This is a genomic window from Claveliimonas bilis, from assembly GCF_030296775.1.
GTDB lineage: Bacteria > Bacillota > Clostridia > Lachnospirales > Lachnospiraceae > Claveliimonas > Claveliimonas bilis.
In genome coordinates, this window is the sequence record NZ_AP027742.1 from 365,819 (window position 1) to 391,126 (window position 25,308).

Consider the following 25,308-nt stretch of genomic DNA (forward strand, 5'->3'; position numbering starts at 1 on the left):
CAATATGAAGAGAGTAGAGTGTGAAATACTTGCACCGGCGGGAAGGGCGGCAGATATAGCTCCTTTACTGAAAAACGGTGCGGATGCTGTTTATGTCGGGCTTGCCGGGTACAGTGCAAGACCGGAATCTTCAGACTTTTCAGCGGAAGAGATATGGGAAGCGCTGCCGTCAGTTCATGAAGAGGGAAAAAAACTGTTTGCGGCGATAAATGCCAATGTTCCCGGAGAGAAAATAGAAGAGCTATGCGGGCTGATAGAAGAGCTGGATGAAAAGGGGATTGACGCTCTGATCCTGTCAGATTACGGGCTGATGAACCGCGTTTCCAAAGTAGTCAGACATGCTCAGCTTCATGCAAGCACACTCACGGGGGTCTATAATCACGAAGACGTCCGCATGCTGCAGGAAATGGGAGTAAGCCGCATTATTTTGTCTTCCGACTTATTTGTAGACGAGATTGTGGATCTGACGGACAAAGTTCCGGATATGGATTATGAGATCGTGGCCGATGGCGGGATCTGTTTCAATTCCAACCGCCAGTGCCTGCTTCCTCATTTCGGGCAAAAGGAAGGATACAGTGTGTACTGTCAGAAAGAATATGAACTTTTGAAAGACGGGACATTCCTTGGGCCTGCAAAACGGATCGGAAATCCCCCGGGGAAAATACACCGTACGATGGGTATTTACCTTGGAATGGGCATACGCTCCTTTAAAGTGGAAGGAAGAACAAACCATCTGGACTACATTCTGCAGAGAGTGAAGGATATGGCGGAAAGCAAGAAGTTTTATCTGGAGCATTTGTCTGAAATCCCGGGGATGATGCATTATATAAGACGAAGCAACTGGTATGAGGTGTGAAAATGAGGGAATATTTTGCAGGCCGAGAGACCTATGATCTTGGGAGAATAGAAGAACTGATTGAAAAAAGCGAAGTAAAGGGGATCATTTTAGGAGATCTGTTTTGTCAGAAACGTATGTTTCAAAATGGAATTGCGGATCTGATCCTTTTGATGGACCGTGTTCTTGCCTCTAAGAAGGAGGCGGTTTACCAGGCGCCGTTGTATGTTACCGGGAGAAACTTAGAAGAAGTAACAGCCATCCTACGCCTGATGGACGGATATAAAAAGGAATCCTGCGTGATCGTCCAGGACTTCGGGACTGCCAGGATGGCTGCCGGAGCGTATAAGAATATACGGCTGGTCTGGGGACAGATGGGGAGAGTGCGGGAGCGGAGGTACTCAGATGAGTTTCTTCAGTTCCTGAAGGAAAGAGGATTTACCGGCATGGAGACAGGGGATCAGGAACTTGCGGGCAGGCTGTATTCATTTGGGCTTGTACCGTTTTTTGACAACGCACTCCTTCAATACCAGACGCTGGGAAGGATCTGTTATCTGGAATACGAGACAGGACGGTGCGAGCCGGAGCTGTGCCGCCAAGGATGTTACAGCTTAAGGGCCGGGGGAGAAGAATATGAGATGACGATAGACGGATATATGCTTGGGAAAAAGTACCGGATGATACCGGAAAACATACTGGAAACTGTTCATAAGAAATATGGGGCTGAATTGATTTTCAGGAAAAAATAAAAAGGAAACCGGAGAGAAAAAAGATGAAGAGAATATTAGTAACAGGCGGAGCCGGATTTATAGGCTCTCATTTGTGCCGGAGGCTGCTGGACGCCGGAAATAAAGTAATCTGTATTGACAATATGTTTACGGGAACGTATGACAATATAGGAGAGTTGTATTCCAATCCTGATTTTGAGTTTGTGAATGCAGATATTATCCACCCGATGCATCTTGATATTGATGAAATCTATAATCTGGCCTGTCCTGCAAGTCCGGTTCAATATCAGTACGATCCGATCATGACGACCAAGATCAGTTTTCTGGGAGCGCTTAATGTACTTGAAATGGCCAGAAAAATGAATGCGAAAGTCCTGCAGGCAAGTACAAGCGAAATTTATGGAGATCCTCTGATTCATCCGCAGAAGGAAGGCTACAGAGGCAATGTAAATACCACCGGGCCAAGGGCGTGTTATGACGAGGGAAAGAGGGTGGCGGAAACTCTGTTTTCCGATTATCGGAGATTATATGGAACGGACACGAAGATCATAAGGATATTTAACACATACGGACCGCATATGCTGGAAAACGACGGGCGGGTCGTCTCCAACTTTATCATGCAGGCCATACACAACAAGGATATCACCATATATGGAAGCGGAACTCAGACGAGAAGTTTCTGCTATGTGGACGACCTGGTGACCGGCATGATCGCGGTCATGGAGAAAAAGAATTTTCCGGGGCCGGTCAATCTGGGGAATCCCCATGAGATGACCATCCTGGAGCTGGCAGATATGATCATAAGAAAGACCGGTTCCAGCTCCAGGATCGTGCATCAGCCGCTTCCGGAGGATGACCCTGTGAAAAGACGGCCGGATATTTCCTATGCGAAAAGAGAACTGGGCTGGGAACCGACTGTTGATATCGAGCAGGGGATCGAGAGGACGATCGCCTATTTTAAAAAGAAATATTAAAGGGAAAATTATCGGTATAGTGTAAAGAACTACGATTGCTTTTCAAATTTGCGGAGAAACTGCTGTAAGCGCTGTGTCTTTGGGGCGGAAAAAATTTCTTCGGAGGTTCCCTCTTCGGCGATTTCCCCTTCGTCCAGAAATACCACATGATCGGCAATGTGTCTGGCAAATGCCATTTCATGGGTGGCGATGATCATAGTGGTATTTTCCTTTGCCAGTTTATATAAAAGGTTCAATACTTCCCCTACCAGTTCCGGATCCAGTGAAGAAGTAGGCTCGTCGATCAGCATTACTTTTGGGTTTACTGCCATAGCCCGTCCGATTCCGATCCGCTGCTGCTGTCCGCCCGACAGCTGGGACGGATAAGAATCGGCCTTTTCTGTCAGACCGATTGCTTCCAGGATTTCCCGTGCTTGACCTTCTGCTTCTTTTTTAGGGATCTTTTGTACTGCCGTTAGAGGTTCCATGATATTTTCCAGTGCGGTCTTATTTTTGAACAGGCTGTAATTCTGGAAGACCATGGCCGTCCTGGCGCGAAGTTCATATTCTTCGTTTTTCTTATGGTTTTTGGCGTCTACTGAAAACTGGTCAATTGTTATGATGCCGGAATCAGGCTTTTCCAGATAATTGATACAGCGAAGCAGGGTAGACTTTCCGGTACCCGACGGCCCGATCAGGACTAATACTTTTCTTTCTTCCAGACGGATAGAGATATCTTTTAAAACATGCAGCGATCCAAAACTTTTATTTAAATTGTCAATACGAATCATAGTTTTGCCTCTTTCATTTCATATTAATAAATTCTGTTCAGACGTTTTTCCATTCTGCTCTGGAGCAGATTCAACGCGGAAATAATGATCCAGTAGATGACGACTGTTGCCAGATATCCTTCCAGGAAGCGGTAGGTTCTGGAGGTTTCCATGCTGACCGCTGCCATCATATCTTTGAAGCCGATCATAAATCCGATAGATGTTGATTTGAAAAGGTTGATAAAATTATTGGAAAGTCCCGGCACGGCGATTCTTGCAGCCTGCGGAATAATAATTTTGGTAACAACTTTTAGCGGACGCATCCCGATGGAAAGTCCTGCTTCATACTGATCTTTTGTGACGGAATTTAAAGCGGCCCGGATGTCTTCGGACATAAAGGCACAATAATTAGCACTTAGACAAATAACAACAGCTGTAAATGCGCTCATGTTCCGTATCGTCTCGCTGACCTGGGCAAACCCATAATAAAAAAGAAACAACTGTGCGATAAATGGTGTCCCTCTGAAGAAAGAAACATAGACTGTACTCAAAGAGAACAGTCCTCTGATCCGGTACTGGCGAATGACTGCCAGTATGATACCCAGTAGCAGGGAAAGGATCAGGGAGAGAAACGCGACGATGACTGTCGCCGGGAGCAGCTTTAGTATTTTGGGAATAATTTCAATAAAATAGTCGATTCTAAATGTATCCATTTTTTTCTCCAAGGTTTCAAAAGAAGGGGCTTATCACATGAGAACTAAATTCCTCATGTGACGGCCCCTTTTGGTTAGTTAGTTGTAATCTTATTCTTCCATAGGATCAAATCCAAACCACTTCACTGACGTATCATGAAGGAATCCTTCTTCTTTCAGATCGCTGATCACAGCGTTTACTTCATCACACAGGGCTTTGCCTTCCTCTGTTTTCTGGAACGGATATCCGGCATTTTCTGTATATACTGCCTCACCTACGCCCTTGATTTCAAGTCCGGATTCCTGTTTTACAGATTCAATATGAAGAGCTGACATCAAAGTGGCGTCAATCCTTCCAAGCGCTACGTCTGTCGGTACTGCTGTGCTGTCGTCGTAATTTACATACTTGATCTGTCCATCCGGATCCAGTTCATCAAAATAGTCATAGGCAATATCATCGCTGAGAAGTCCAAGGGTCCTTCCGTATAAGTCTTCCACACTGTTGATATCATTGGTGCTCTCTGCTACAACAATCTTATATGGCACATAGAAATAGGTATCTGTAAAATAGTATTTTTCCTTTCTTTCATCTGTGATACCGATCTGGTCAGCCACAGTATCTACGCGTCCGCTGTCAAGCAGTTCAATGACGCCCGGGAACCCGGCGGTTTCCCACTCGATCTCATAATTCAGACGGTCCGCAATTTCATTCCATACATCAATTTCAAATCCCTGAAGCTCGCCGTCCTCATTTGTTTCTGAAAAAAATGCATGCTCCCCTGTGGTGGAAATGCGGATTGTTTTCTTTTCTTCCTTGCTTTCTTCGGAGCCTTCTGATGAGCTGTCTGAGCCGCATCCAGTCAACATTGCGCCGGTGATTGCCGCCACCAGCAGAGCGGAAACAAATCTTTTCTTTTTCATTTTTTCCCTCCTGTAAAAAGTAAAACCATTTATTCATCATTCCATATTGTCGCACAGAAAAAAACAATTTACCAATCACTTATTTCGATATATGTAGAACACATATCGGGATTTTCAATATGTTGTCATATACTTTACATGAATCTGCAAATATTTTTATAAAAAGTTCTTTTCCGATTTCAGGGCTGTGATATAATTACGAAGGAAATAGTTAAATTTACATGGGAAAGACAGAAATGGGAAAGGAACATATGGCAGATTATGTTGATGTAAACGGAAGGAAAATAAGGATCAGGACTCCGGAAGTCTCGGAAATTGATGAAAACGGCTATTTTCGCCGGCAGTCAAACGCATTTACCGGACATTTGGGAAGCAAAGAGCATCCGGTGGAAAAAGGAAGATATATTCTTTTTTGGTCAACCGGATGTGCCTGGTCTAATCGGGCTGTGATTGTGATCGACCTTCTGGGACTGTCGGAAGCTGTGAAAACAGAAGCGGTAGACTGGACGGACCGTCCGGAAGATCTTGGATGGGAATTTGTCCATTCTCCGGGTCATATTAATCCGGAAACGGGAGCACAGTTTTTAAGCGAACTTTATTACAATACGGATGGGGACTACAAGGGAAGGACAACCGTGCCGGCTTTGGTGGATTATCGGACAAAGACAGTTGTGAATAATGATTTCCAGATGCTGACTGTTTTGCTGGAGACGGAATTTTCTCCTCTGCATCATCCGGAGGCGCCGGATTTGTATCCGGTTCGGCAGAAGGATAAGATCGACAGGCTTAACAGCTGGCTGTATCAAAATGTCAATGATGCGATATACCGTGCATGTTTTGCCAGATCCGTGGAGGCTTATTATGAAGGATACCATACATTTTTTGACAGTTTATCTGTGCTGAACACATGTCTGGAAAAACAGCGGTTCCTGCTTGGCGATTATATTACGGACAGTGATATTCGCCTGTTTACAACGCTGGCCAGACTGGATATCAATTATTCACGGCATCTTGGGCCCTGCCCCGGCCTTTCGGACTATCCGAATTTGTGGGACTATGCAAGAGATCTGTATCAGGTTCCGGCTTTTCGCAGACACACACATTTTCAGGAATTTGCAGCCAGGCAGGATTCAGACAGAAGAGGGCAGAATTTTCGCTTTCATCCCTATTATGATATGGTAGTGCCCGGTACAGATTTTCCAGAACTATGGTCAGTGCCTGCCGCAAGGGAGAAACTTAGTTCGGATCCTCCCCATAGATTTATGATAAAGTAAAAGGAGAGCGCGGAATGTCTGTTTATATAAAAACAACAAAAGAAGATATCGATTATGAGGCGGTTGCCGCCCTCTTAAATTCCTTCGGAATGAGCGGGCGGAATGCGGATGAACAGGAGAAAATTTTCAAAAGCAGCTATGCGGTGTCATTTCTATATGACGGTGACAAACTGATCGGCTGTGCCCGCGCGCTGTCAGACGGCGTCTGTGAAGCAGCTCTTTACAATATTGCCCTTGCCAGAGAGTATCACGGCCGGAAATTAGGCCGCATGTTGATAGAATCTATCTTAGAGCAGGTCAGGGGATGCAACATTATCTTATATACCCATCCCAGGACAGTGGCTATGTATGAAAAATTCGGATTCCGTCGGCAGAAAACAGGGATGGCCATCTATCAGGGGAATGCGGATGATCTGAAACGTATGGAAAAGACTGGATTTCTTTTGCCGGAAGGGTATCGTTTTTCGGATAATGAATTAGGAAGGCCAGTAGGAGGAAATGATGAAAAAACTGAAATTTAGAGAAACTGTTTTTGTAGCCAGCATGTTATTTGGCATGTTTTTTGGAGCAGGAAATCTGATCTTCCCCGTATCTATGGGGCAGATGGCGGGGAGACATGTGTGGCAGGCGGCAGCAGGCTTCCTTATTACGGGAGTGGGGCTGCCGCTTCTCGGCGTGGCGGCGCTTGGGATCAGCCGCAAAAGCGGACTTTTGGGACTTGGAACCCAGGTGGGCAGGAAATATGGGATTTTGTTTACCTGTGCCCTTTACCTGACGATCGGTCCTTTTTTTGCCATACCAAGATGCGCTACGGTATCTTATACAGTAGGAATAGAGGGACTGATCTCCGGAGAGGGAGGCAAGCTGTTTTTAGCCGTGTTTTCCCTTGCCTTTTTTGCAGTGGTATTGTTTTTCTCTCTGCGGCCGGGCGAGATCATGACATGGATCGGAAAAGTGATGAATCCTTTGTTCCTCGCTTTTCTTGCTGTCCTTGTCATAAGGGCGCTCAGCAGCCCTCTGGGAAAAGTAGGTGAGATAGAACCTACAGGCGCTTATGCGGAAGGGGCGTTTTTTACAGGTCTTCTGGAAGGATATAATACAATGGATGCCCTGGCAGGGCTGGCTTTTGGTATCGTGGTGGTTGATGTGATCAGAAGGCTTGGCGTAAAGGAACCGGAAGAAGTGGCGGGAAGTACTGTCCGCGCCGGATTGTTCAGCGCTATTTTGATGGCAGTCATCTATCTGCTGGTGGCTGTGATGGGCGCCCAGAGTGCAGGCGGCCTGGAAGTGAGCAGTAACGGGGGAGAAGCATTGTCGCAGATTGCAGAATATTATTTCGGAAGAGCCGGAGCGTTGATTCTGGCTGTCATCGTGACAATGGCCTGCCTGAAAACGGCAATAGGACTCATCACAAGCTGCGGAGAAGCATTTGTGCAGATTTTTCCGAAGGGACCTTCCTATCATAAGTGGGCAGTTATGTTCTGCATTCTTTCGTTTTTGATCGCAAATCTGGGATTGGATGCGATCATTGCATATTCCCAGCCGGTGCTTATGTTTCTTTACCCTCTTGCAGTTGTGCTGATTATTTTGACGCTGTTTGGAAAATATTTCGCAAATGACAGGACGGTATTCCAGTGGGGCATTGGTTTTACGGCAGTATCAGCGCTGGCGGACGGACTTCGAGCATTGCCGGAAGGCACCAGAGCTTTACTGCACATAGATGTAGTGACAGATCTGGCAGGGAGAATACTGCCCCTGTCTGACAAGGGATTCGGCTGGCTGTGTCCGGCTGTTGCAGGAATTGTGATCGGAGTGATCAGATACCGCATGAAAAGGAAGAGGGAGACAGAATAAATGAACGATATCTGTATGAGATTTGAATTTAGAGAGATCCGGCAGGACGAAGCAGAGTATGCCGCGCAGATAGAAGAGATCTGCTTTCCGCCTAACGAGGCGTGTTCCAGGAAAATGATGCTTGAGAGGGTTAAGACGGCGCCGGAATTGTTTCTGGTAGCAGTAGAGAAGCACACAGGGGAAATCGCCGGATTTTTAAATGGCCTCTCTACGGATGAGGAGAAATTCCGGGACGAATTTTTTACGGACGCCGGTCTTTATGATCCGAAAGGGAAAAATGTGCTGCTGCTGGGGCTTGATGTCCTTCCAGGGTACCGGAGGCAAGGACTTGCAAGAGAGATTGTGAGCCAGTATATCTGCCGGGAGAAGGCCAGAGGAAGAGAGAAGCTTTTGCTCACCTGCCTTGAGGCTAAGGTGGAAATGTATAAAAAATTCGGGTTTCATGATGAAGGGATTTCTGATTCCTCCTGGGGAGGAGAACAGTGGCATGAAATGACCTGTTCTCTGCAGTAAGGGCAGTATCCCAAGGCACAGGAGAGTGGTTGAATGGCGGAAGTGTATTGACTCTTGAATGGTATGGATTTATAATACCATTAAGAAACGGTATGATAGACAAAAGGAAGAAGGAGAAGAGGCTATGAAATTGACATTGGAAGGGTTAAAAGACCGTCAGTCGTGGGAGAAGGCAGGAATTACCTTGCCGTCCTATGACGCTGCAGCAGTTGCCGAGGCGACCAGACGAGATCCGGTATGGGTACATATGGGAATCGGAAATATTTTCCGTATTTTTATCGGAGGAATTGCAGACCAACTGCTTGAGGAAGGCCTGATGGACCGGGGGATCACATGCGTTGAAACATTTGACTATGATGTGGTGGATAAGATTTACGATCTGTTTGACAATCTGGCTTTGAGTGTGACGCTTCACGGCGATGGAACAACAGACCGCAAAGTGCTGGGTTCTCTCACAGAAGCCATCAAAGCACAGTCTTCTGATGAGAAACAATGGGAGAGAATGAAAGAAATTTTCCAAAATCCCGGACTTCAGCTTGTGTCTTTTACCATTACGGAAAAAGGATATGCGCTGAGAAATGCAGAGGGAGCTTATTTTAGTTTTGTAGAATCGGACATTGAGAACGGACCGGACAAGGCGGTGAGCGCTATGGCAGTTGTAACAGCGATGCTTCTGGAACGATATAAAAGTGGAAAAGCACCTCTGGCCCTTGTTTCCATGGATAACTGCTCCAAGAATGGATCCCGGCTTCGCGGCTCTGTTCTGGAAATGGCGGAAGAATGGAAAAAGAGAGGATTTGTAGAGGAAGATTTTATTGCATATGTCAGTGATGAAACAAAAGTCTCCTTCCCGTGGACGATGATCGATAAGATTACGCCGCGCCCCAGCGAAAAAATTGCAGAGGAGCTGGAGGAGGCCGGTGTGGAAAACATGCAGCCGGTCATCACATCGAAAAAGACCTATATTGCTCCGTTCATTAATGCAGAAGGACCGCAGTACCTTGTTGTGGAGGACAGCTTTCCTAACGGACGTCCGGCGCTGGAGAAGGCCGGAGTATATGTGACAGACCGCGATACAGTGAATAAATCGGAACGAATGAAAGTAACAGTGTGTCTGAATCCGATCCATACGGCGCTTGGACCATACGGATGCATGCTGGGATATGAACTCTTTGCCGATGAAATGAAAGATCCGGATATGCTGGAGCTGGCAAGACAGGTGGGCTATGTAGAGGGGATGGCAGTTGTTCCTGATCCTGTGATCCTGTCTCCGAAAGCTTTCCTTGATGAATTGATGGAAGAAAGATTCCCCAATCCGTATCTGGGAGATACCACGCAGAGACTGGCGGTAGATGTTTCACAGGGGATCGGTATCCGTTTCGGTGAAACGATCAAATCTTATATGGAGAAGTACGGGGATGCGAAAATGCTGAAAGCCATTCCGGTAGCCATTGCCGGATGGGTGAGATATCTGCTGGCTCTGGACGACGAAGGCAAATCGATCGAGCTGGCTCCGGATCCGATGGTACCGGAACTTAGAGAGCAGATGTCCACCATCGTATATGGTGAGCCGGAAAGCCTGAAAGATCAGCTGAAAGGAATCTTATCCAATGAAGTGATCTTCGGCGTGAATCTGTATGAGGCGGGAATCGGCGAGAAGATCGAGCAGATCATCCGGGAGGAGATCGCCGGACCGGGATCCATCAGAAAAACGGTGCAGAAATATTTGGCGTAACTTAAACCGGGCACGGGGGTTTTTGAAAAACCCCCGTTTTCTTTTGACAGCTTCCCGGTTATCAGGTATAGTGAAATTATATACAATTCAGGGGTAAATTGAAAAATAAGTGAGGAAAGGTGAAATGAAAAAGAAAAAAATATTCCGGGCACTGCCACTAATGATGGCAGGGATATTGTGTGCGTCAACCGCGTTACCGGTCTCAGCGGATGAAGGAGAGGACGCCGTCAGACTTTTTAGGGAGGACAATGATTTCGGACGGGCGCCTCTAAGTGAAGAGCAGGAAAGGATGTTTCAATATCCGGAGCTTCCGGCAGTGAGTACGAATGCGCTCTTTCCGGAGAAATTTGATCTTCGGGAAGAGGGGGATGTTACGCCGGTCAGGGATCAGGGAATCTGGAATACCTGCTGGACATTCGGCATCCTGTCGGCAGCGGAGGGAAATCTTCTCCGGGAATATGATATAGAAACGGATCTGTCCGAGCATCATCTGGCATGGTTCACCTGGCAGCCGGAAACTTCCGGTTCCCAGGCGGGTGAGGGCATCAGCGTGACAGGTCATCCTCTGATGTACGGAGGGCATATGTATTATTCGACAGCAACGCTGTCTGCATGGAAAGGAGCGGCGCTGGAGGAAGATATCCCCTATACGGACAGTGATGGAGAAGCCTATAATCCTGATGGGGATTGGTCTGTGGATGAGAGCAGGCGGTATGATTCGTCTTATCAGTTGAGAAATATAAATTTCCTTCCGAATCCGACGGTGATAACAGACACCGGGGAATATCTCTACCGCCCGCAGGCGACAGAGATCATAAAAAGCGCTTTGATGGAGACCGGAGTATTGGATGCAGGATACTATATGGACGGAAGCCGTCCTGAATATGCAACGGAAGATTATTTTAATTATGATACGGGAGCGCAATACGCAGATCAGCATAAAGAAGCAAATCATGAGGTCAGCATTGTAGGATGGGATGATACGTATCCGGCTGAGAATTTCAAGATCCGGCCGGAAGGCGACGGCGCCTGGATCGTAAAAAATTCCTGGGGAACCGGGTGGGGAAGCGGAGTTGGCGGCAATTGGGGCGGAGAGGGCTATTTTTATATGTCCTATTATGACAGAAGCCTCTGTGATGTCAATCAGGTCAGTGTTGTGCCGGAAGAGCAGGGGAATGATCATAATTATCAGTATGATTACCTGGGGACTGCCAGTTGGTGGAATTTTTATAACGACGACGGTTCCCTGCGCCGGGAGGCAAATATATTTGAGGTGCAGGGCAATGAACAGATAAGCGCTGTTTCAGCGGCAACAAATGAGGCGAATATGACGGTGACAGTGGATATCTATAAGCTGGGACCGGAGGCGGACAGTCCGGAAGACGGACAGAAGGCTGCCAGCCAGGAAGTGTTTTTCCCGTATACAGGCTATCATGTGATCGAACTGGAAGAACCGGTAATGTTAAGGGCCGGAGAGAAATTTGCAGTTGTTCTGACAAAAACAGGTACAGATGGACTTACGTGGACAAGTGTGGAAGCTGGATATGAATATAGTGTAGCAGGCATGACGTACACGTCAAAGATAAATGAAGGTGAAAGTTATATTTTCTTAAATGGGAAATGGGAGGATATGATCACGGCCAAAGAGTCCATGGAAAAAGAAATGGAGGAATCTTTTGGGCGGCAAGTAGAGGTGGGAAATGTTCTGATCAAGGCATTTACGGATGAAATCCCGGCAGCGGAACTGACTTCCTTAAAGATAGAAGGATTTGATGCCAACGGACAGCCGGCAGGCGAAGGATTGGAAGTGGGTCCGTCGGAAACACAGATTACCATTCCGGCGGACATGGAGTATGTTTCTTTTGAGGCGGCTGTGCAGCCGGATGGCGGAACAGCGGAAATAAAAGTGGGCGACAGAGTGATACAGCCCGGAGAAAAAATTTCCCGGATGGAACTGAAAGGGGCAGAAATAACAGTTACCACTGCAGTTCCGGGAGGGATCGGAAACACTTATACTTTTACAGTTGACGTATCCGATACAGCTCCGTCCGGAGGAAACGGGGAAGATGGAAAGGACGATGGACAGGCTTCCGGCAGCCCCAATGGAGAGAATACGCCGGTTCAAAATACAAACACAGTGCAGCATGTAAAGACTGCGCCAAAGACAGGAGACAGTCAGGGAATGATGACTGCGGTATATGCAGCAGCGCTGCTCAGCAGCGCCTTTGCTGCAGCGGCAGCAATACGCAGAAAAAGGAGATAGCAATGAAACGGTTATTGATTTTGGGAGCCGGCGGTTTCGGCCATATGATACAGGAAACAGCTCTTATGCTGGGGTATGAAGAGGCGGTATTTTTAGACGACGCCGTAAGAGATAAGGATGTTGTGGGGAAATGCTGCGATTACGAGAGCTTTCTGGGGAAATACGACATGGCGGTAGCGGCTCTTGGAGATAACAATATGCGTCTTTACTGGACAGAAAAGCTGATGGAGGCCGGATATGAAGTTCCGGCTGTGATCCATCCGTCTGCCGTAGTAAGCCCCAGCGCCGTGATCGGAAAAGGAAGCTTTATTATGCAGAGAGCCGTTGTGAATACCCATACCGTGATCGAGCACGGCGTGCTGGTAAACAGCGGAGCTGTGATCGATCATGATTCCTATGTGGGATGCGGGGCGCACATCGGCCTTGGCAGCGTGGTAAAGGCAAACTGTACGATCGGTTCCAGAGAGAAGGTGGAAGCCGGGGAAGTGATCTTTTCTACAAGAAGAAAGATTGACGGCGTAGATGACCGGAATCTGGAGGATGCAGTCTATGCCTTTGGTTTCGGAAACAGATGCAGCTACGTAAAACCGTTTGGCGCCGGGCATATCAATGAGACATATGCAGTATATATGCCGGGGGAAGATGGAGATGAGCTTTCCTATGTCCTTCAAAGGATCAACAGCAATGTATTCAAGGATCCTCAGGGCGTGATGGAAAATATTTTCGGCGTGACAGAATATTTGAGAAATGTGATACGCCAGGAGGGAGGAGATCCGGACCGGGAAACTTTATCCTACATTAAGACAAAAAGCGGATGCAATTATTTTGAGGACAGTACAGGACAGCCATGGCGGTGCTATAACTTCATCCCGGATTCCGAATGCTATCAGCTGGTGGAGGAACCGGAGCAGTTCTATCAGTCCGGCAGCAGCTTCGGACATTTTCTGAAACAGCTTGGAAATTACCCTGCCGACCGGTTGAATGAGACGATCCCGGATTTCCACAATACAGTGAAACGGTTCCGGGCTTTTGAGACAGCTCTTCAAAGAGATCTGAAAGACAGAGCGGCTTCCTGCCGGCCGGAGATCCGGTTTATTTTGGAAAGGGAGAAGGACTGTGAGGTTCTGGTAAAGAAACAGGAAGAAGGCGTTCTTCCGCTTCGTGTGACCCACAATGACACAAAGCTTAACAATATTTTGTTTGACAGCAAGACAGGAAGGGGATTGTGTATTATCGATCTTGATACCATCATGCCGGGACTTGCGGCAAATGATTTCGGGGATTCCATCCGCTTTGGGGCAGCCACGGCAGAAGAAGATGAGAAGAACCTGGATCTGGTACATTTTGACCTGGAGCTTTACGAACTGTATGTCAAAGGGTATCTGAAAGAGACAAGAGATGTTCTTACAGAGGAGGAGATCAGAAGCCTTCCCTGGGGGGCAAGATTGATGACATTGGAATGCGGCATCCGTTTTCTGACTGATTACCTGCAGGGAGATACTTATTTTAAAACCGATTACCCGGAACATAATCTGGTGAGGGCAAGAACACAGTTCCGGCTGGTAGATGAAATGGAACAGCACTTTGACGAGATGGAAAAGATCATACAAAAATATGCAGCAGGAGAGTAAGAATGAATCATATAGAAAGAAGAAATGCACAGCTTCCTTATATTTCCGATGATTCAGTCATGGAGGAACAGAAAGTATGCAGAAGAATCCTTCAGAAACTGAATTTTGCAGATCGGTCAGATTTTGATACGCTGGCAGAGATTGTAAAAGAGCTGCTGGGAAAATCCGAGAATGCGTTTATTAATCCGCCCTTTTACTGTGATTATGGGAAAAACATAGAAGTAGGGAAAAATTTCTTTGCCAATTACAACTGTACCATCATTGATGTGGCAAAGGTGAAGATTGGAGATAACTGTCAGTTCGCACCTAATGTTTCCATATATACTGCAGGACATCCACTGCATCCCGTGGCGAGAAATTCCTTATATGAATATGGAATTGAGGTGACTGTGGGAGATAATGTGTGGATCGGCGGAAATACTGTGATCATGCCGGGAGTGCATATTGGGAGCAATACCGTGATCGGTGCGGGAAGCGTGGTGACGAAAGATATTCCCGACTGGGTCGTGGCGGCAGGAAATCCCTGCAGAGTCATACGGGAGATTACAGAAGAAGATTTTGAATATTATTACAAGGACAGAAAGTTTGATGAGGCGGCTATGGAAGAAATCCGCCGCTATCGGGAGGAGACAGAAGCCTGCCGTCACTATGAGAAATAGTGGCGGCTTATTTTTTTTACGGTGGTATTTCTGATTTTTTGCTTGACATCTGAAAATTGCGGGCGTATAATTCAACACATAAAAGCTTCAACGCGGTAAAGTTTAAAACTTTGGTGCAAGAAAGCGAAAGGGAGGTAAGAGACTATGAAAAGGAAAAAGGCAGCAGCAATACTTATGGTTATGGCAATGACAGCATCTCTGGCAGCCTGCGGAAGCGATTCTTCTTCTGGCAGTACATCATCGGACAGCCAAAGTGCGGATTCAGGGAGCGATGAAACATATACGATCGGTATCTGTCAGCAGATGGAGCATGACGCTCTGGATCAGGCAACCTTAGGATTCCAGGATGCATGTAAGGAAAAATTCGGAGAAGACAAGGTGGAATTTGATGTGCAGAATGCCCAGGGTGAGCAGGCTATGTGCAGTACCATTGTAAATGGTTTTGTCTCTTCTGATGTGGATCTGATTCTTGCAAATGCAACATTGCCGCTTCAGACGGCGGCGCAGGCAACCAGTGACATTCCGATCCTGGGAACTTCTGTTACTGACTATGCAACAGCATTGGGAATTGAAGATTGGACGGGAGCGACAGGAGTTAATATTTCCGGTACCTGTGACCTGGCTCCGATCAGTGAACAGGAAGACATGCTGACAGAGCTTTTCCCGGATGCAAAGACAGTGGGAATTTTATACTGTTCCGCTGAATCTAATTCCAAATATCAGGCAGAGCTTTTTGAGAAGGAGCTGGAGGCAGACGGGATAGAATACAAAGAATATACAGCGGCGGACTCTAATGAGATCCAGTCTGTGACACAGAGTGCGGCAGAGGAATGTGATGTTATTTATGTGCCGACAGATAATACAATGGCGGCAAATACTCAGATTATCAATAATATCTGCCTGCCCGCAAAAGTTCCGGTCATTGCCGGAGAACAGGGAATCTGTTCCGGATGCGGTGTGGCAACCCTGTCCATCAGCTACTATGATATCGGATACAGAGCCGGTGAAATGGCATATGAGATTCTTGCAGAGGGTGCAGATATTACTGCAATGGAAATTGAATCTGCTCCGGAAGTAACAAAGATGTACAATGCGCAGATCTGTGAAGAACTGGGCGTTGCCGTTCCGGATGACTATGAGGCCATCGAGACAGAATAGGATGGCGGAGCAGTCAGAAATGGCAGAATAAAAATGACGGACGAAAAGAGAGGTAAAAGACAATGATACTGGATTATTTTCTTTCCCTGGATCCCATGGCGTTTTTTCGGGCGATGCCAGGGACAGCAGCACAGGGGATCATATGGGGAATTATGGCGCTTGGCGTATATATTACCTTCCGCATTCTGGATTTTCCGGATCTTACGGTAGATGGTTCTCTGGCTACAGGCGCCGCTGTAGCGGTCATGCTCATACAGGGAGGAATGCATCCGGCTGCAGCATTGCTCTTTTCTGTCCTGGCGGGAATGGCAGCCGGGCTTGCAACAGGAGTTTTGCACACGGTTCTTGGGATTCCCGGCATCCTCGCCAGCATTTTGACCCAGGTATCCCTGTATTCGGTGAATCTTGGCATTATGGGAAAATCCAACCAGGGGATCGGCCTGACACAGCAGAATCTTGTAGCCTCTTCCCGGTATGTGACAGGAGAGGACAGTTGGATTTTCTTTGTAAAACTTATTGTAGGCTGCCTTGTACTGGTGGCAGTGATCTATTGGCTCTTTGGCACGGAAATGGGCGCTTCCATCCGGGCTACGGGATGTAATCCACAGATGGCGAGGGCGCAGGGGATCAATACGAATTTTATGAAGGTGCTGGCTTTGATGATCTCCAACGGGCTGGTAGGACTCTGCGGCGGTATACTGGCTCAATATCAGGGGGCGGCAGATGTCAACATGGGTCGTGGAGCGATTGTCATAGGCCTTGCAGCTGTTATTATCAGTGAGGTTATTTTCGGAAAACTGTGTGCGGGCAAAAAGATTGCCTTTGCCTATACGCTGACAGCGGTTTTTGTAGGTGCGATCCTGTATTACGTGGCATATGCACTTGTATTGTGGCTGAAGATGCCTTCGGATTATATGAAGCTTTTCTCCGCTTTGGTGGTGGCCGCATTCCTGGCAGTACCATATCTGAAAGAAAAACGCTCAGTGAAGAGGAGGGCTTAAAACTATGGGATACATGCTGGAGATCAAAGAAATTTATAAGACATTTAATAAAGGGACAATAAATGAAAAAGCGGCGCTCACAGGAACAAGCCTGAATCTGAATCCCGGAGATTTTGTGACGATCATCGGAGGAAATGGAGCCGGCAAGTCTACTATGCTCAATGCGATAGCGGGTGTGTGGAATGTGGACTCCGGAAATATTATTGTAGACGGTACGGACATTACACGGCTTCCGGAGCATAAAAGAGCGGTGTATCTTGGAAGAGTATTTCAGGATCCGATGACGGGGACTGCCGCTACGATGTCCATTGAAGAAAATATGGCTATTGCGGCTCGCCGGGGAGCAAGAAGGGGGCTGCGATGGGGAATCTCAAGAAAAGAAAGGGAAAACTATAAAGAGCAGCTGAAAGAACTGGATCTTGGACTGGAAGAGAGACTTAGCACCAAAGTGGGACTTCTCTCGGGCGGCCAGAGGCAGGCGGTAACTCTCTTAATGGCAGCTATGAAAAAGCCGAAGCTGCTTCTTCTTGATGAACATACCGCAGCGCTGGATCCGAAGACAGCAGCCAAGGTGCTGGACATTTCCGATAAAATAATAGAGGAACATCAGTTGACAGCGCTTATGGTGACCCATAACATGAAGGACGCCATTGCGCATGGCAACCGTCTGATCATGATGCATGAGGGACGGATTATATATGATGTGTCCGGAGAGGAGAAAAGGAATCTTCACGTATCGGATCTTCTGGCAAAATTTGAGGAAGTGAGCGGCGATGAGTTTGCCAATGACAGGATGATGCTGTCTTAAGGAAACTCTTTCACATTTTTATAAAAATTTGTTATACTGTACCTACAGTGTTACTATTCACAGCAGAAGGAGTACATTATGACAAATCTGTCCGGTAAAAAGCGTCAGCAGATGCTGGAATTTTTAGAAAAAATCAAAGAGGGACTTTCGGATGAGACTTCACTGTCTACAGTTCGCGATATTGAAGAAGAACTGACGACAAGGAAGTACGGACTGGTCTGGGAAAAGCATGAGGAGCGGATCGACCAGGAAATGCAGACGAAAGTTCCTGTTTTTACTGAGATTAAAGAGCGAAGGATCAGTATGGCCGGGCGGGAGGACGGATACCATTACCTTTTGGAGGGAGATAATCTGCACAGCCTAAGGCTCCTTGGAGAAACATGCAGGAAAAAAGTGGACTGCATTTATATTGATCCGCCCTACAATACAGGAAACAAAGATTTTATTTATGATGACGCTATTGTGGATGAAAAGGACGGCTTCCGGCACAGTAAGTGGCTTTCTTTTATGTCAGAAAGACTGGAAGCGGCAAAAGAGCTGCTCGCCGACAATGGTGTAATCTTTATCAGCATCGATGACAACGAAGTATATGCTCTGAAACTGCTCTGCGACGAGATCATGGGAGAGCAGAATTTTGTTACAAATATTATATGGCAGAAAAAAACAGGTGCGTCTGATGCAAGGGGGATTGCCACCATTACAGAATATATCCTGGTCTATGTAAAGGATATCCGGAGGGCAGACCAGATTTTCGATAAAAATTACCAGGCCTATGACAGGAAGCGTTACCGTTTTACAGATGAATACGAGGAGGAGAGAGGGCCTTTTTACTATGACTCACTGGATCGGGGAAGCGTAAGATACAGCGACGCTTTGAATTATGCCATCGAAGCTCCCGACGGCACACCTGTTTATCCCAACGGGCGTACAGAGTTCGCGCGGGATGGATGGACGTGGAAATGGAGCAGGGAGAAAGTGAAATGGGCCAGGGAAAACGGATTTCTGGAAATTATGCCTTCTTCAAGAAAGGAAAATGGCTGGGCAGTCCGCTATAAAATTTATCTCAACGTGGATAATGAAGGAAATCCCGTGGAGAAATGCGCGCCCTACAAAAATGTGATCCAGACTGTGCTCAACGCAAATGCCGCAGCGGATATCAAGCGTATTTTTCAGGGGGAAACGGTATTTAAATATTCCAAACCGGTAGAACTGATAAAAATACTTTTGCGGTATCTGAAAAAGAAGGACGCCCTTGTACTGGATTTCTTTGCAGGAAGCGGAACTACAGGACAGGCAGTTCTGGAACAGAACCGCCAGGATGGCGGAAAGCGCCATTTCATTTTGTGTACGAACAATGAAAATCACATCTGTGAAGAGATTACTTATATAAGATTAAAGAGAGTGATAGAAGGATACAGGATGAAGGATGGCGGGAAGGTAGAAGGCATTCCCGCCAATCTGAAATATTTCCGTACAGATTTTGAAGAAAAATGATAAATGAGGAGAAGGATCAGTCTCCCGGGCTGCAGTCAATAAAAGACTCTATCAGAGAATGTAAAGAGGGAAGGTTTTCCTCTTTTGCAGAGACAGGCAGGGGAGAGAAAAAGCGGGAGCAGGTAAGATAGTCGCCATGTACCCCGCGATGTCCTTCTGCCTGAAGACGGCGAAGGCGTTCTGCCTCCGTCTCATTTATACCCCGGATATCCCAGAAAGACACCTGTCCTGCTTCTGTGACAGGGTTCCCCTCATGCTGGAGAAGCCAGAAACAGGCTTTCAGACTGTGGGCAAAGGCAAGCTGATTCCGGTAATTGTTTTCATCGTCAATATAGGGACGCCACTTGGGGATGGGCGGATTGGAAGAACGTTTGATCTCGATCAGAGAACAGTTTGTTCCGCTTTTGTCAAAGAGGATTCCATCACAGTCCTGCTTGCGGATATGGGCGGATAAAAAGCAGCGGCTCCAGTAATGAAAATAATCGTGAATGCTTTTATTTTTTTCCTTTCCGGTGCCCTGATCCTGGAAATTTACATCCAGAATAGAATAAATCTCGTTCTTCAGCTCTTTGCCCGTCAAAAATTTTGTTTTGGATTCTTTCAAATTCCAAACATAAAAACGAACATCTTCCAAAGGATATGCTTCCTGTGTCTTTTCCCACTGATCATCCCTGTATTCAGGAAGCGTCGGATATGCAATAAAAATACAGGGAAGATCCGCGCGGTATGAAAGCAGCCGGAAGATCCTGAAAAAGGCGGCAAAAGGAGAGTTCCCGTCAAAATCCGCATAACTTTGATTCAGAGTGTCGGTGATCATTCCTTTTGTAAGATTCGGATTAGGAGAGAGGGGATCATAATCCACTCCCACATTCAAAGAAAGAAAGCCGGGAATGATCTGTGAATCCCGGGTTGTTCCCCACATAAGGATGTCCCCGCTTCCGGAGCCGGGGATATAATAAGGAGAGTATTTCTGTGTAAGATATTGGTTTAACTGATCCATGATCTGTCAGCCTCTCTTTCCAAATTTGTATGTATATCCAGTTAGATAGATGTATTATAACAGAAAAAACAGCAGAAAAATATCCCCACCGGAATATAATTAGGATTCCGGCGGGGATATTTTCAGATTTTATCATCTCTTCGGATATATCCCGGAGATGCAGGATCAGCGATGATCTCCTTTACATGGGTAATCTGTGCGTGTTTGTCCGCAACAATATTTTCTATATGAGCTCCTTCGCCCACTAAAACATCAGGAAGGATAACGCTGTTCTTGACAACGGCGCCTTTCTTGATGACGCATCCGCGTCCGATAATGGAATTTTCGATCGTTCCTTCAATCAGGCATCCGTTGGATACAACGGAGTTCTTTACGTCTGCACCTTCAAAATACTGAGTCGGGCAGGAATCATTTGTGCGGGTGTAGATCGGCCACTGGTCATCAAACAGGCTGAGTGCTGTCTTGAAATCGATCAGAGAGATATTTGCATCATAATAGCTCTTGAAATCGGTAATGGCTGCAAAATATCCGCGGTGGGAAACGCCGCGCACATCCAGTTCTTCACAGGAAGCGTTGACAATGTCTGCCAGACTGTACATGGAAGAGGTCTTATGCGCTTTGTTTATCAGCTCAATGAACAATTCCTTTTTCATAATATAAGTATCCATGAAAATGTGGCGGTTTTTGGCAGTTCCGCGGTTCATTTCCAGAGAAAGGACACCTTTCTGCTTGTTCAGGTTCACAGTGTTGCAGTTCAGGAATTTTTCCTTGGCGTCATCAGTAGAATGATAGAGCAGCGTGATGTCAGCGCCGGAATCAATGTGAGTCTGAAGCAGTGTACTGAAATCCTGGGCGTAGATCATATAACTGGGTGCAATGACAACGTAGGGGCAGTGTACCTGCTCAATGCATTCCATATTTTCCTGGAATGCTGCAATGTCGTTGTTGTAAATGTCATGATCCAAACCGGTCTCCGAAAACAAAATGTGGAGTCTTCCGCGCTTGGAATTAATATTATAGTGACGACCTGTGCCAAGATGCTCGGTCAGAGAGCGGGGCTTGCGGCGAATGTATACCTGAATCTGGTCAATACCGCTGTTGCTCATGTTTGAGATCGGAAAATCAATGACACGGTATCTTCCGAGAAAGGAAAAAGCGCCGACGGGGCGATAAGGCTGCAGACCTTCTACCCAGATATGGTTTCCGGAAAAGTTTACAATACCAAATGCTTTATTCATACTATTCAACCCCCTTTACACGTTTGGCTACAAGCTCGATGTGTTCGCTGTCAGCGCTTCCCACAACGGCTTCCCTGCCGATCTTTACATTGTCAGCAACCAGTGCGCGCTGTACAACCGCGCCCTCTGCCACCTCTACTCCGGGCATCAGAACGCTGTCGATGATCTTTGCGCCGGCGCCTACTCGTGCTCCGGTGAACAATACAGAATTCTGCACCATTCCTTCAATGATGCATCCCTGGTTAATGAAGGCCTCTTTGATCTCGGCATCCGGTCCGATATACTGAGGAAGCGTTGTGGCGTCTTCTGTATAGATCTTCCAGGTGGGATCGTTAAGATCCAGCTCGTTGTTCTTGTCCAGCAGATCCATATTTGCTTCCCAGAGAGAATCAATCGTTCCAACATCTTTCCAGTAGCCTTTAAACTTATAGGCGTACAGGTTTTTCCCTTCTTTTAACAGAGTAGGGATGATGTCCTTGCCGAAATCGTGACTGGAATCAGGATTTTTCATGTCGGAGATAAGCATTTTGCGAAGCAGTTTCCAGTCAAAAATATAGATTCCCATAGATGCAAGGTTGCTCTTAGGCTCTGCCGGTTTTTCCTGAAATTCAACGATACGTCCGTTTTCATCGGTATTCATGATTCCGAAACGGCTCGCTTCTTTCATCGGAACTTCAATGACGGCGATCGTAGCATCGGCACCACATTCCTTGTGGTACTGAAGCATTTTTGCATAATTCATTTTGTAAATGTGATCTCCGGAAAGAATCAGAAGATAGTCCGGAGAGAAGGTATCTACAAAATCAATATTCTGCGAGATCGCATCGGCAGTACCCCGGTACACATCCAGATTTGCGTCCGCCTTTTCACGGGGCGGAAGAACATAGACGCCGCTGTTTTTTGCATCCAGTCCCCAGCGTCTTCCGGCAGCTACATAGCTGTTGAGCAGAATGGATTCATACTGTGTAAGAACTCCTACAACATCGATTCCACTGTTGGCACAATTACTGATTGGAAAATCAATGATTTTGTATTTACCACCATACGAAACGGCAGGCTTTGCAACTTTGTTGGTTAGCTCGTGCAGTCTTGTACCACGGCCGCCGGCTAAGATCATGGCTAACATATTATCTTGTTTCATATATGCGCCCTCCTCCTTTGTGTGATACTTCTATTATATATTCCAGAGCGGTTACTTTCCATAATTTTGTGCGAAAAAATCTGAGAAATTTCTAAAATAATCTCAAAAATATTAAGAAATAGAAGAATATAAAAATAATGCTTGACATATTTTTAACAAAAATAGTATAATAAAATTATATCTTTTGTATAAAATGTACAAAGAGGTTGCAAAGGAGGGAATTTTATGAGTGCAGCAACGATATTACTTATTATTATGTGGGTATTCGCAGCGGTATTTTTTGTAGTGCTGGTGAAGGATGTGGTAGCCCACAAGGATGAACTTGACAAGAGCAAAATGGGGTACAATGTGATTGTCAGTATGATCGCTAACTTTTTCGATACGCTTGGAATTGGAAGTTATGCGATTGCTACATCAGCATGGAAGTTCAACAAGGCTGTTGATGATGACCTGATTCCAGGTACGTTAAATGTAGCATTCGGTATTCCTATCTGTGTGGAAGCCACTATCTTTATCCAGAGGATTGATATGGATCCGTTGACTCTGGTTCTTATGATTGCAGCATCTATTGTCGGCTCAGTGATCGGAGCCAGAATTATTTCCCGGCTTGACATTATGAAAATTCGTGTTGTGATGGGTGTCGCACTTATTTTGGTGGCAGCTATTACTCTTTGCAAGATCAACGAAGTAGGACCTTTCGGTATCCTTGGAACAGCAAGAGGACTGACAGGCGGACTGCTGGCAGTGGGTGTCATTGCTAATTTCATTCTTGGTATTCTTATGACAGCAGGGATCGGACTCTATGCACCATGTATGGCTATCGTTCTTCTGCTCGGTATGAGCGCTGATGTGGCATTTCCTGTTATGATGGGATCCTGCGCATACCTTTGTCCGGCATGTGGTATTACGTTCATCAAGGAAGGCAAATACAACCGTGCGTCCACGATACCTATGATCATAAGCGGCGCGATCGGCGTATTGATCGCCGGATTTATCGTTACATCGCTTCCGCTGACAGTACTGACATATCTGGTCTGCGTTGTCATGGTAATCTGTGCAGTAATGTTCTTCCACGATGCGAAGAAGAGAGGTTAAGATACCGCTTCGGTTCTGTCCGGAGCCGGCAGGATATCACAGAAAATGTAAGAGATAAATATGAGAGTTTCGCCTGCGGAGTTCCGCAGGCGGAACTCTTTTCTTTGGACAAAAAATTTCACTCCCTATCGAATAAAACGCTCTGAGGGATGCGCACTCGCGCGAAATAGAAATTTGCATACAGGCGGTTGAAAAAATAAAAAAACTGCAGAAATGATTTTGGGGAAATGAAAAAGGAAGTTGCAATTTACAGAAAATTAGTATATTCTATTTAGGACTAAGACAAAAGATTGTCTTAAAATTAACAAAGAAATGGAGAAGAGTATGGAGAAGAGATACAAAAAAGCGGTCAGTTTGGAGGCCTTCATTTTCCTGGTGATCTTTCTGCTGATATTTGGCGGCATTGCCATGAAAATGGGCGGGGCAAACATGATGCAGACATTGATGGCTACCGCATACGAGCTTTTGATAGACACAGTATTTAATATCATGGCGATTGCGGTTATTGCAGGAGCTTTGTCTGGAGTATTGTCTGAATTTGGAGTTATTGCCCTTTTGAATAAAGCGATCACTCCGCTGATGAAGCCTTTGTACAACCTGCCGGGAGCGGCTTCTGTTGGAGTCATGACAACATATCTGTCCGATAATCCGGCGATTCTGGGTCTTGCAGAAGACAGAAACTTCCGGCGTTATTTTAAAAAGTTCCAGCTGCCGGCGTTGACGAATCTTGGGACAGCCTTTGGTATGGGGCTGATCGTCACAACATTTATGCTTGGAATCAATGCGCCGGGAGAAAATCTCGGACTGGCTGTTTTGATCGGAAATCTTGGGGCGATTATAGGAAGTATCGTCAGCGTAAGGATCATGATGATCTTTACCAAGAAAGAATTTGGAGTTACAGAATATTGTATTCCGGCTAAAGAAGGAGAATCTCTTGACGATTTCCTGAACCAGCGCGAAGTGCGGGGCGGAAGTGTAGGAGGACGACTTCTGGAGTCTCTGCTGGACGGAGGTAAAAATGGCGTTAATGTGGGTATGGCTATCATTCCGGGAGTGCTTGTAATCTGTACCATCGTAATGATGCTGACAAACGGTCCTTCTGCAGACGGAACATACACCGGAGCCGCATATGAAGGAGTAGCGCTGCTTCCATGGATCGGTGAGAAGATTGACTTCATTTTGAAACCTTTGTTTGGTTTTACTTCTGCTTCTGCAGTGGCAGTTCCGATCACGGCTCTTGGAGCTGCCGGAGCGGCAATTGGCCTTGTGCCGGAGATGGTAAGCACAGGCATTGCCCACGCAAACGATATTGCTGTATTTACGGCAATGTGTATGTGCTGGAGCGGATATTTAAGCACACATGTCGGCATGATGTCTGCCCTGAACTGTCCGCATATGACAGGAAAAGCTATCATCAGCCATACGATCGGCGGTCTGTGCGCCGGAGTTGCAGCAAACTTTATTTTTCAGCTTGTCGGCATGATCATGTAACTGTGTGACGAATGCAAAAATTTTACAGAGTAAAACAGCGGGCTGCTGTGCCAG

General features: G+C 46.4%; 23 protein-coding genes. 17 read left to right on the top strand and 6 right to left on the bottom strand.

The window, feature by feature from the left end:
• Positions 1–4: 4 nt before the first annotated feature.
• Genes R2J37_RS01690 through R2J37_RS01700 form a run of 3 tightly spaced genes read left to right on the top strand, consistent with a single transcriptional unit; the run spans position 5 to position 2,537 of the window.
• Positions 5–856, top strand: a complete 852-nt coding sequence (locus R2J37_RS01690; RefSeq protein WP_316266083.1) for a peptidase U32 family protein — start codon at positions 5–7, stop codon at positions 854–856.
• A gap of 2 nt (positions 857–858) precedes the next feature.
• Positions 859–1,584: a hypothetical protein gene (locus tag R2J37_RS01695; protein ID WP_256193474.1), complete on the top strand. Its 726-nt coding sequence runs from the start codon at positions 859–861 to the stop codon at positions 1,582–1,584.
• 23 nt (positions 1,585–1,607) lie between these two features.
• Entirely contained in the window at positions 1,608–2,537 is a 930-nt protein-coding gene (locus R2J37_RS01700; protein WP_256193475.1) for a UDP-glucuronic acid decarboxylase family protein, read from the top strand.
• A gap of 29 nt (positions 2,538–2,566) precedes the next feature.
• On the opposite strand, the gene R2J37_RS01705 is transcribed toward R2J37_RS01700, so the two are convergent.
• From R2J37_RS01705 to R2J37_RS01715, 3 genes are all read right to left on the bottom strand, one after another.
• The gene (locus R2J37_RS01705; protein WP_316266084.1) at positions 2,567–3,307 is read right to left on the bottom strand and encodes an amino acid ABC transporter ATP-binding protein; all 741 of its coding nucleotides are present in this window, start codon (positions 3,305–3,307) and stop codon (positions 2,567–2,569) included.
• Positions 3,308–3,330: 23 nt separating this feature from the next.
• The gene (locus R2J37_RS01710) at positions 3,331–3,999 is read right to left on the bottom strand and encodes an amino acid ABC transporter permease (protein WP_316266085.1); all 669 of its coding nucleotides are present in this window, start codon (positions 3,997–3,999) and stop codon (positions 3,331–3,333) included.
• A gap of 90 nt (positions 4,000–4,089) precedes the next feature.
• A complete protein-coding gene (locus tag R2J37_RS01715; RefSeq protein WP_316266086.1) occupies positions 4,090–4,899 on the bottom strand; it encodes a transporter substrate-binding domain-containing protein in 810 nt (269 codons plus the stop codon).
• 221 nt (positions 4,900–5,120) lie between these two features.
• Between R2J37_RS01715 and R2J37_RS01720 the strand changes: the two genes are divergently transcribed.
• The 12 genes from R2J37_RS01720 to R2J37_RS01775 all read left to right on the top strand — a co-directional run bounded on the left by R2J37_RS01720 (position 5,121) and on the right by R2J37_RS01775 (position 19,289).
• A complete protein-coding gene (locus tag R2J37_RS01720) occupies positions 5,121–6,173 on the top strand; it encodes a glutathione S-transferase C-terminal domain-containing protein (protein WP_316266087.1) in 1,053 nt (350 codons plus the stop codon).
• Between the two features lie 14 nt (positions 6,174–6,187).
• Entirely contained in the window at positions 6,188–6,694 is a 507-nt protein-coding gene (locus tag R2J37_RS01725; RefSeq protein ID WP_316266088.1) for a GNAT family N-acetyltransferase, read from the top strand.
• The gene (gene brnQ / locus R2J37_RS01730) at positions 6,675–8,027 is read left to right on the top strand and encodes a branched-chain amino acid transport system II carrier protein (RefSeq protein ID WP_316266089.1); all 1,353 of its coding nucleotides are present in this window, start codon (positions 6,675–6,677) and stop codon (positions 8,025–8,027) included. Before R2J37_RS01725 ends, brnQ begins: the two co-directional genes overlap by 20 nt.
• Positions 8,028–8,540 carry a GNAT family N-acetyltransferase gene (locus R2J37_RS01735; RefSeq protein ID WP_316266090.1) on the top strand — a complete coding sequence of 171 codons (513 nt, stop codon included), beginning with the start codon at positions 8,028–8,030 and terminating at the stop codon, positions 8,538–8,540.
• A gap of 124 nt (positions 8,541–8,664) precedes the next feature.
• Positions 8,665–10,275 (top strand): mannitol dehydrogenase family protein, encoded by a 1,611-nt coding sequence (locus tag R2J37_RS01740; protein ID WP_316266091.1) that lies wholly within the window; start codon positions 8,665–8,667, stop codon positions 10,273–10,275.
• A gap of 124 nt (positions 10,276–10,399) precedes the next feature.
• Complete coding sequence (locus R2J37_RS01745; protein WP_230107273.1) at positions 10,400–12,538, top strand: C1 family peptidase; 2,139 nt, start codon at positions 10,400–10,402, stop codon at positions 12,536–12,538.
• A 2-nt stretch (positions 12,539–12,540) separates the two neighbouring features.
• Positions 12,541–14,169 (top strand): phosphotransferase, encoded by a 1,629-nt coding sequence (locus tag R2J37_RS01750; protein WP_230107272.1) that lies wholly within the window; start codon positions 12,541–12,543, stop codon positions 14,167–14,169.
• Between the two features lie 2 nt (positions 14,170–14,171).
• Positions 14,172–14,828 carry a sugar O-acetyltransferase gene (locus R2J37_RS01755; protein ID WP_256193480.1) on the top strand — a complete coding sequence of 219 codons (657 nt, stop codon included), beginning with the start codon at positions 14,172–14,174 and terminating at the stop codon, positions 14,826–14,828.
• Between the two features lie 144 nt (positions 14,829–14,972).
• A complete protein-coding gene (locus tag R2J37_RS01760; RefSeq protein ID WP_230107270.1) occupies positions 14,973–15,986 on the top strand; it encodes an ABC transporter substrate-binding protein in 1,014 nt (337 codons plus the stop codon).
• A gap of 62 nt (positions 15,987–16,048) precedes the next feature.
• Positions 16,049–16,987 carry an ABC transporter permease gene (locus R2J37_RS01765; RefSeq protein ID WP_230107269.1) on the top strand — a complete coding sequence of 313 codons (939 nt, stop codon included), beginning with the start codon at positions 16,049–16,051 and terminating at the stop codon, positions 16,985–16,987.
• A 13-nt stretch (positions 16,988–17,000) separates the two neighbouring features.
• On the top strand, positions 17,001–17,795 hold the full coding sequence (locus tag R2J37_RS01770; protein WP_230107560.1) for an ABC transporter ATP-binding protein: 795 nt from the start codon (positions 17,001–17,003) through the stop codon (positions 17,793–17,795).
• Between the two features lie 78 nt (positions 17,796–17,873).
• Positions 17,874–19,289 (top strand): site-specific DNA-methyltransferase, encoded by a 1,416-nt coding sequence (locus R2J37_RS01775; RefSeq protein ID WP_230107268.1) that lies wholly within the window; start codon positions 17,874–17,876, stop codon positions 19,287–19,289.
• Positions 19,290–19,305: 16 nt separating this feature from the next.
• Here the strand turns inward: R2J37_RS01775 and R2J37_RS01780 are convergent, their stop codons facing one another.
• From R2J37_RS01780 to R2J37_RS01790, 3 genes are all read right to left on the bottom strand, one after another.
• On the bottom strand, positions 19,306–20,289 hold the full coding sequence (locus R2J37_RS01780) for a hypothetical protein (protein ID WP_316266092.1): 984 nt from the start codon (positions 20,287–20,289) through the stop codon (positions 19,306–19,308).
• 122 nt (positions 20,290–20,411) lie between these two features.
• Entirely contained in the window at positions 20,412–21,527 is a 1,116-nt protein-coding gene (gene glgD / locus R2J37_RS01785) for a glucose-1-phosphate adenylyltransferase subunit GlgD (RefSeq protein ID WP_316266093.1), read from the bottom strand.
• Position 21,528: 1 nt separating this feature from the next.
• Entirely contained in the window at positions 21,529–22,668 is a 1,140-nt protein-coding gene (locus R2J37_RS01790) for a glucose-1-phosphate adenylyltransferase (protein WP_316266094.1), read from the bottom strand.
• 225 nt (positions 22,669–22,893) lie between these two features.
• Between R2J37_RS01790 and R2J37_RS01795 the strand changes: the two genes are divergently transcribed.
• Complete coding sequence (locus tag R2J37_RS01795) at positions 22,894–23,763, top strand: sulfite exporter TauE/SafE family protein (RefSeq protein WP_230107264.1); 870 nt, start codon at positions 22,894–22,896, stop codon at positions 23,761–23,763.
• Between the two features lie 324 nt (positions 23,764–24,087).
• On the top strand, positions 24,088–25,254 hold the full coding sequence (locus R2J37_RS01800) for a CD0519/CD1768 family membrane protein (RefSeq protein WP_230107263.1): 1,167 nt from the start codon (positions 24,088–24,090) through the stop codon (positions 25,252–25,254).
• Positions 25,255–25,308 lie beyond the last annotated feature (54 nt).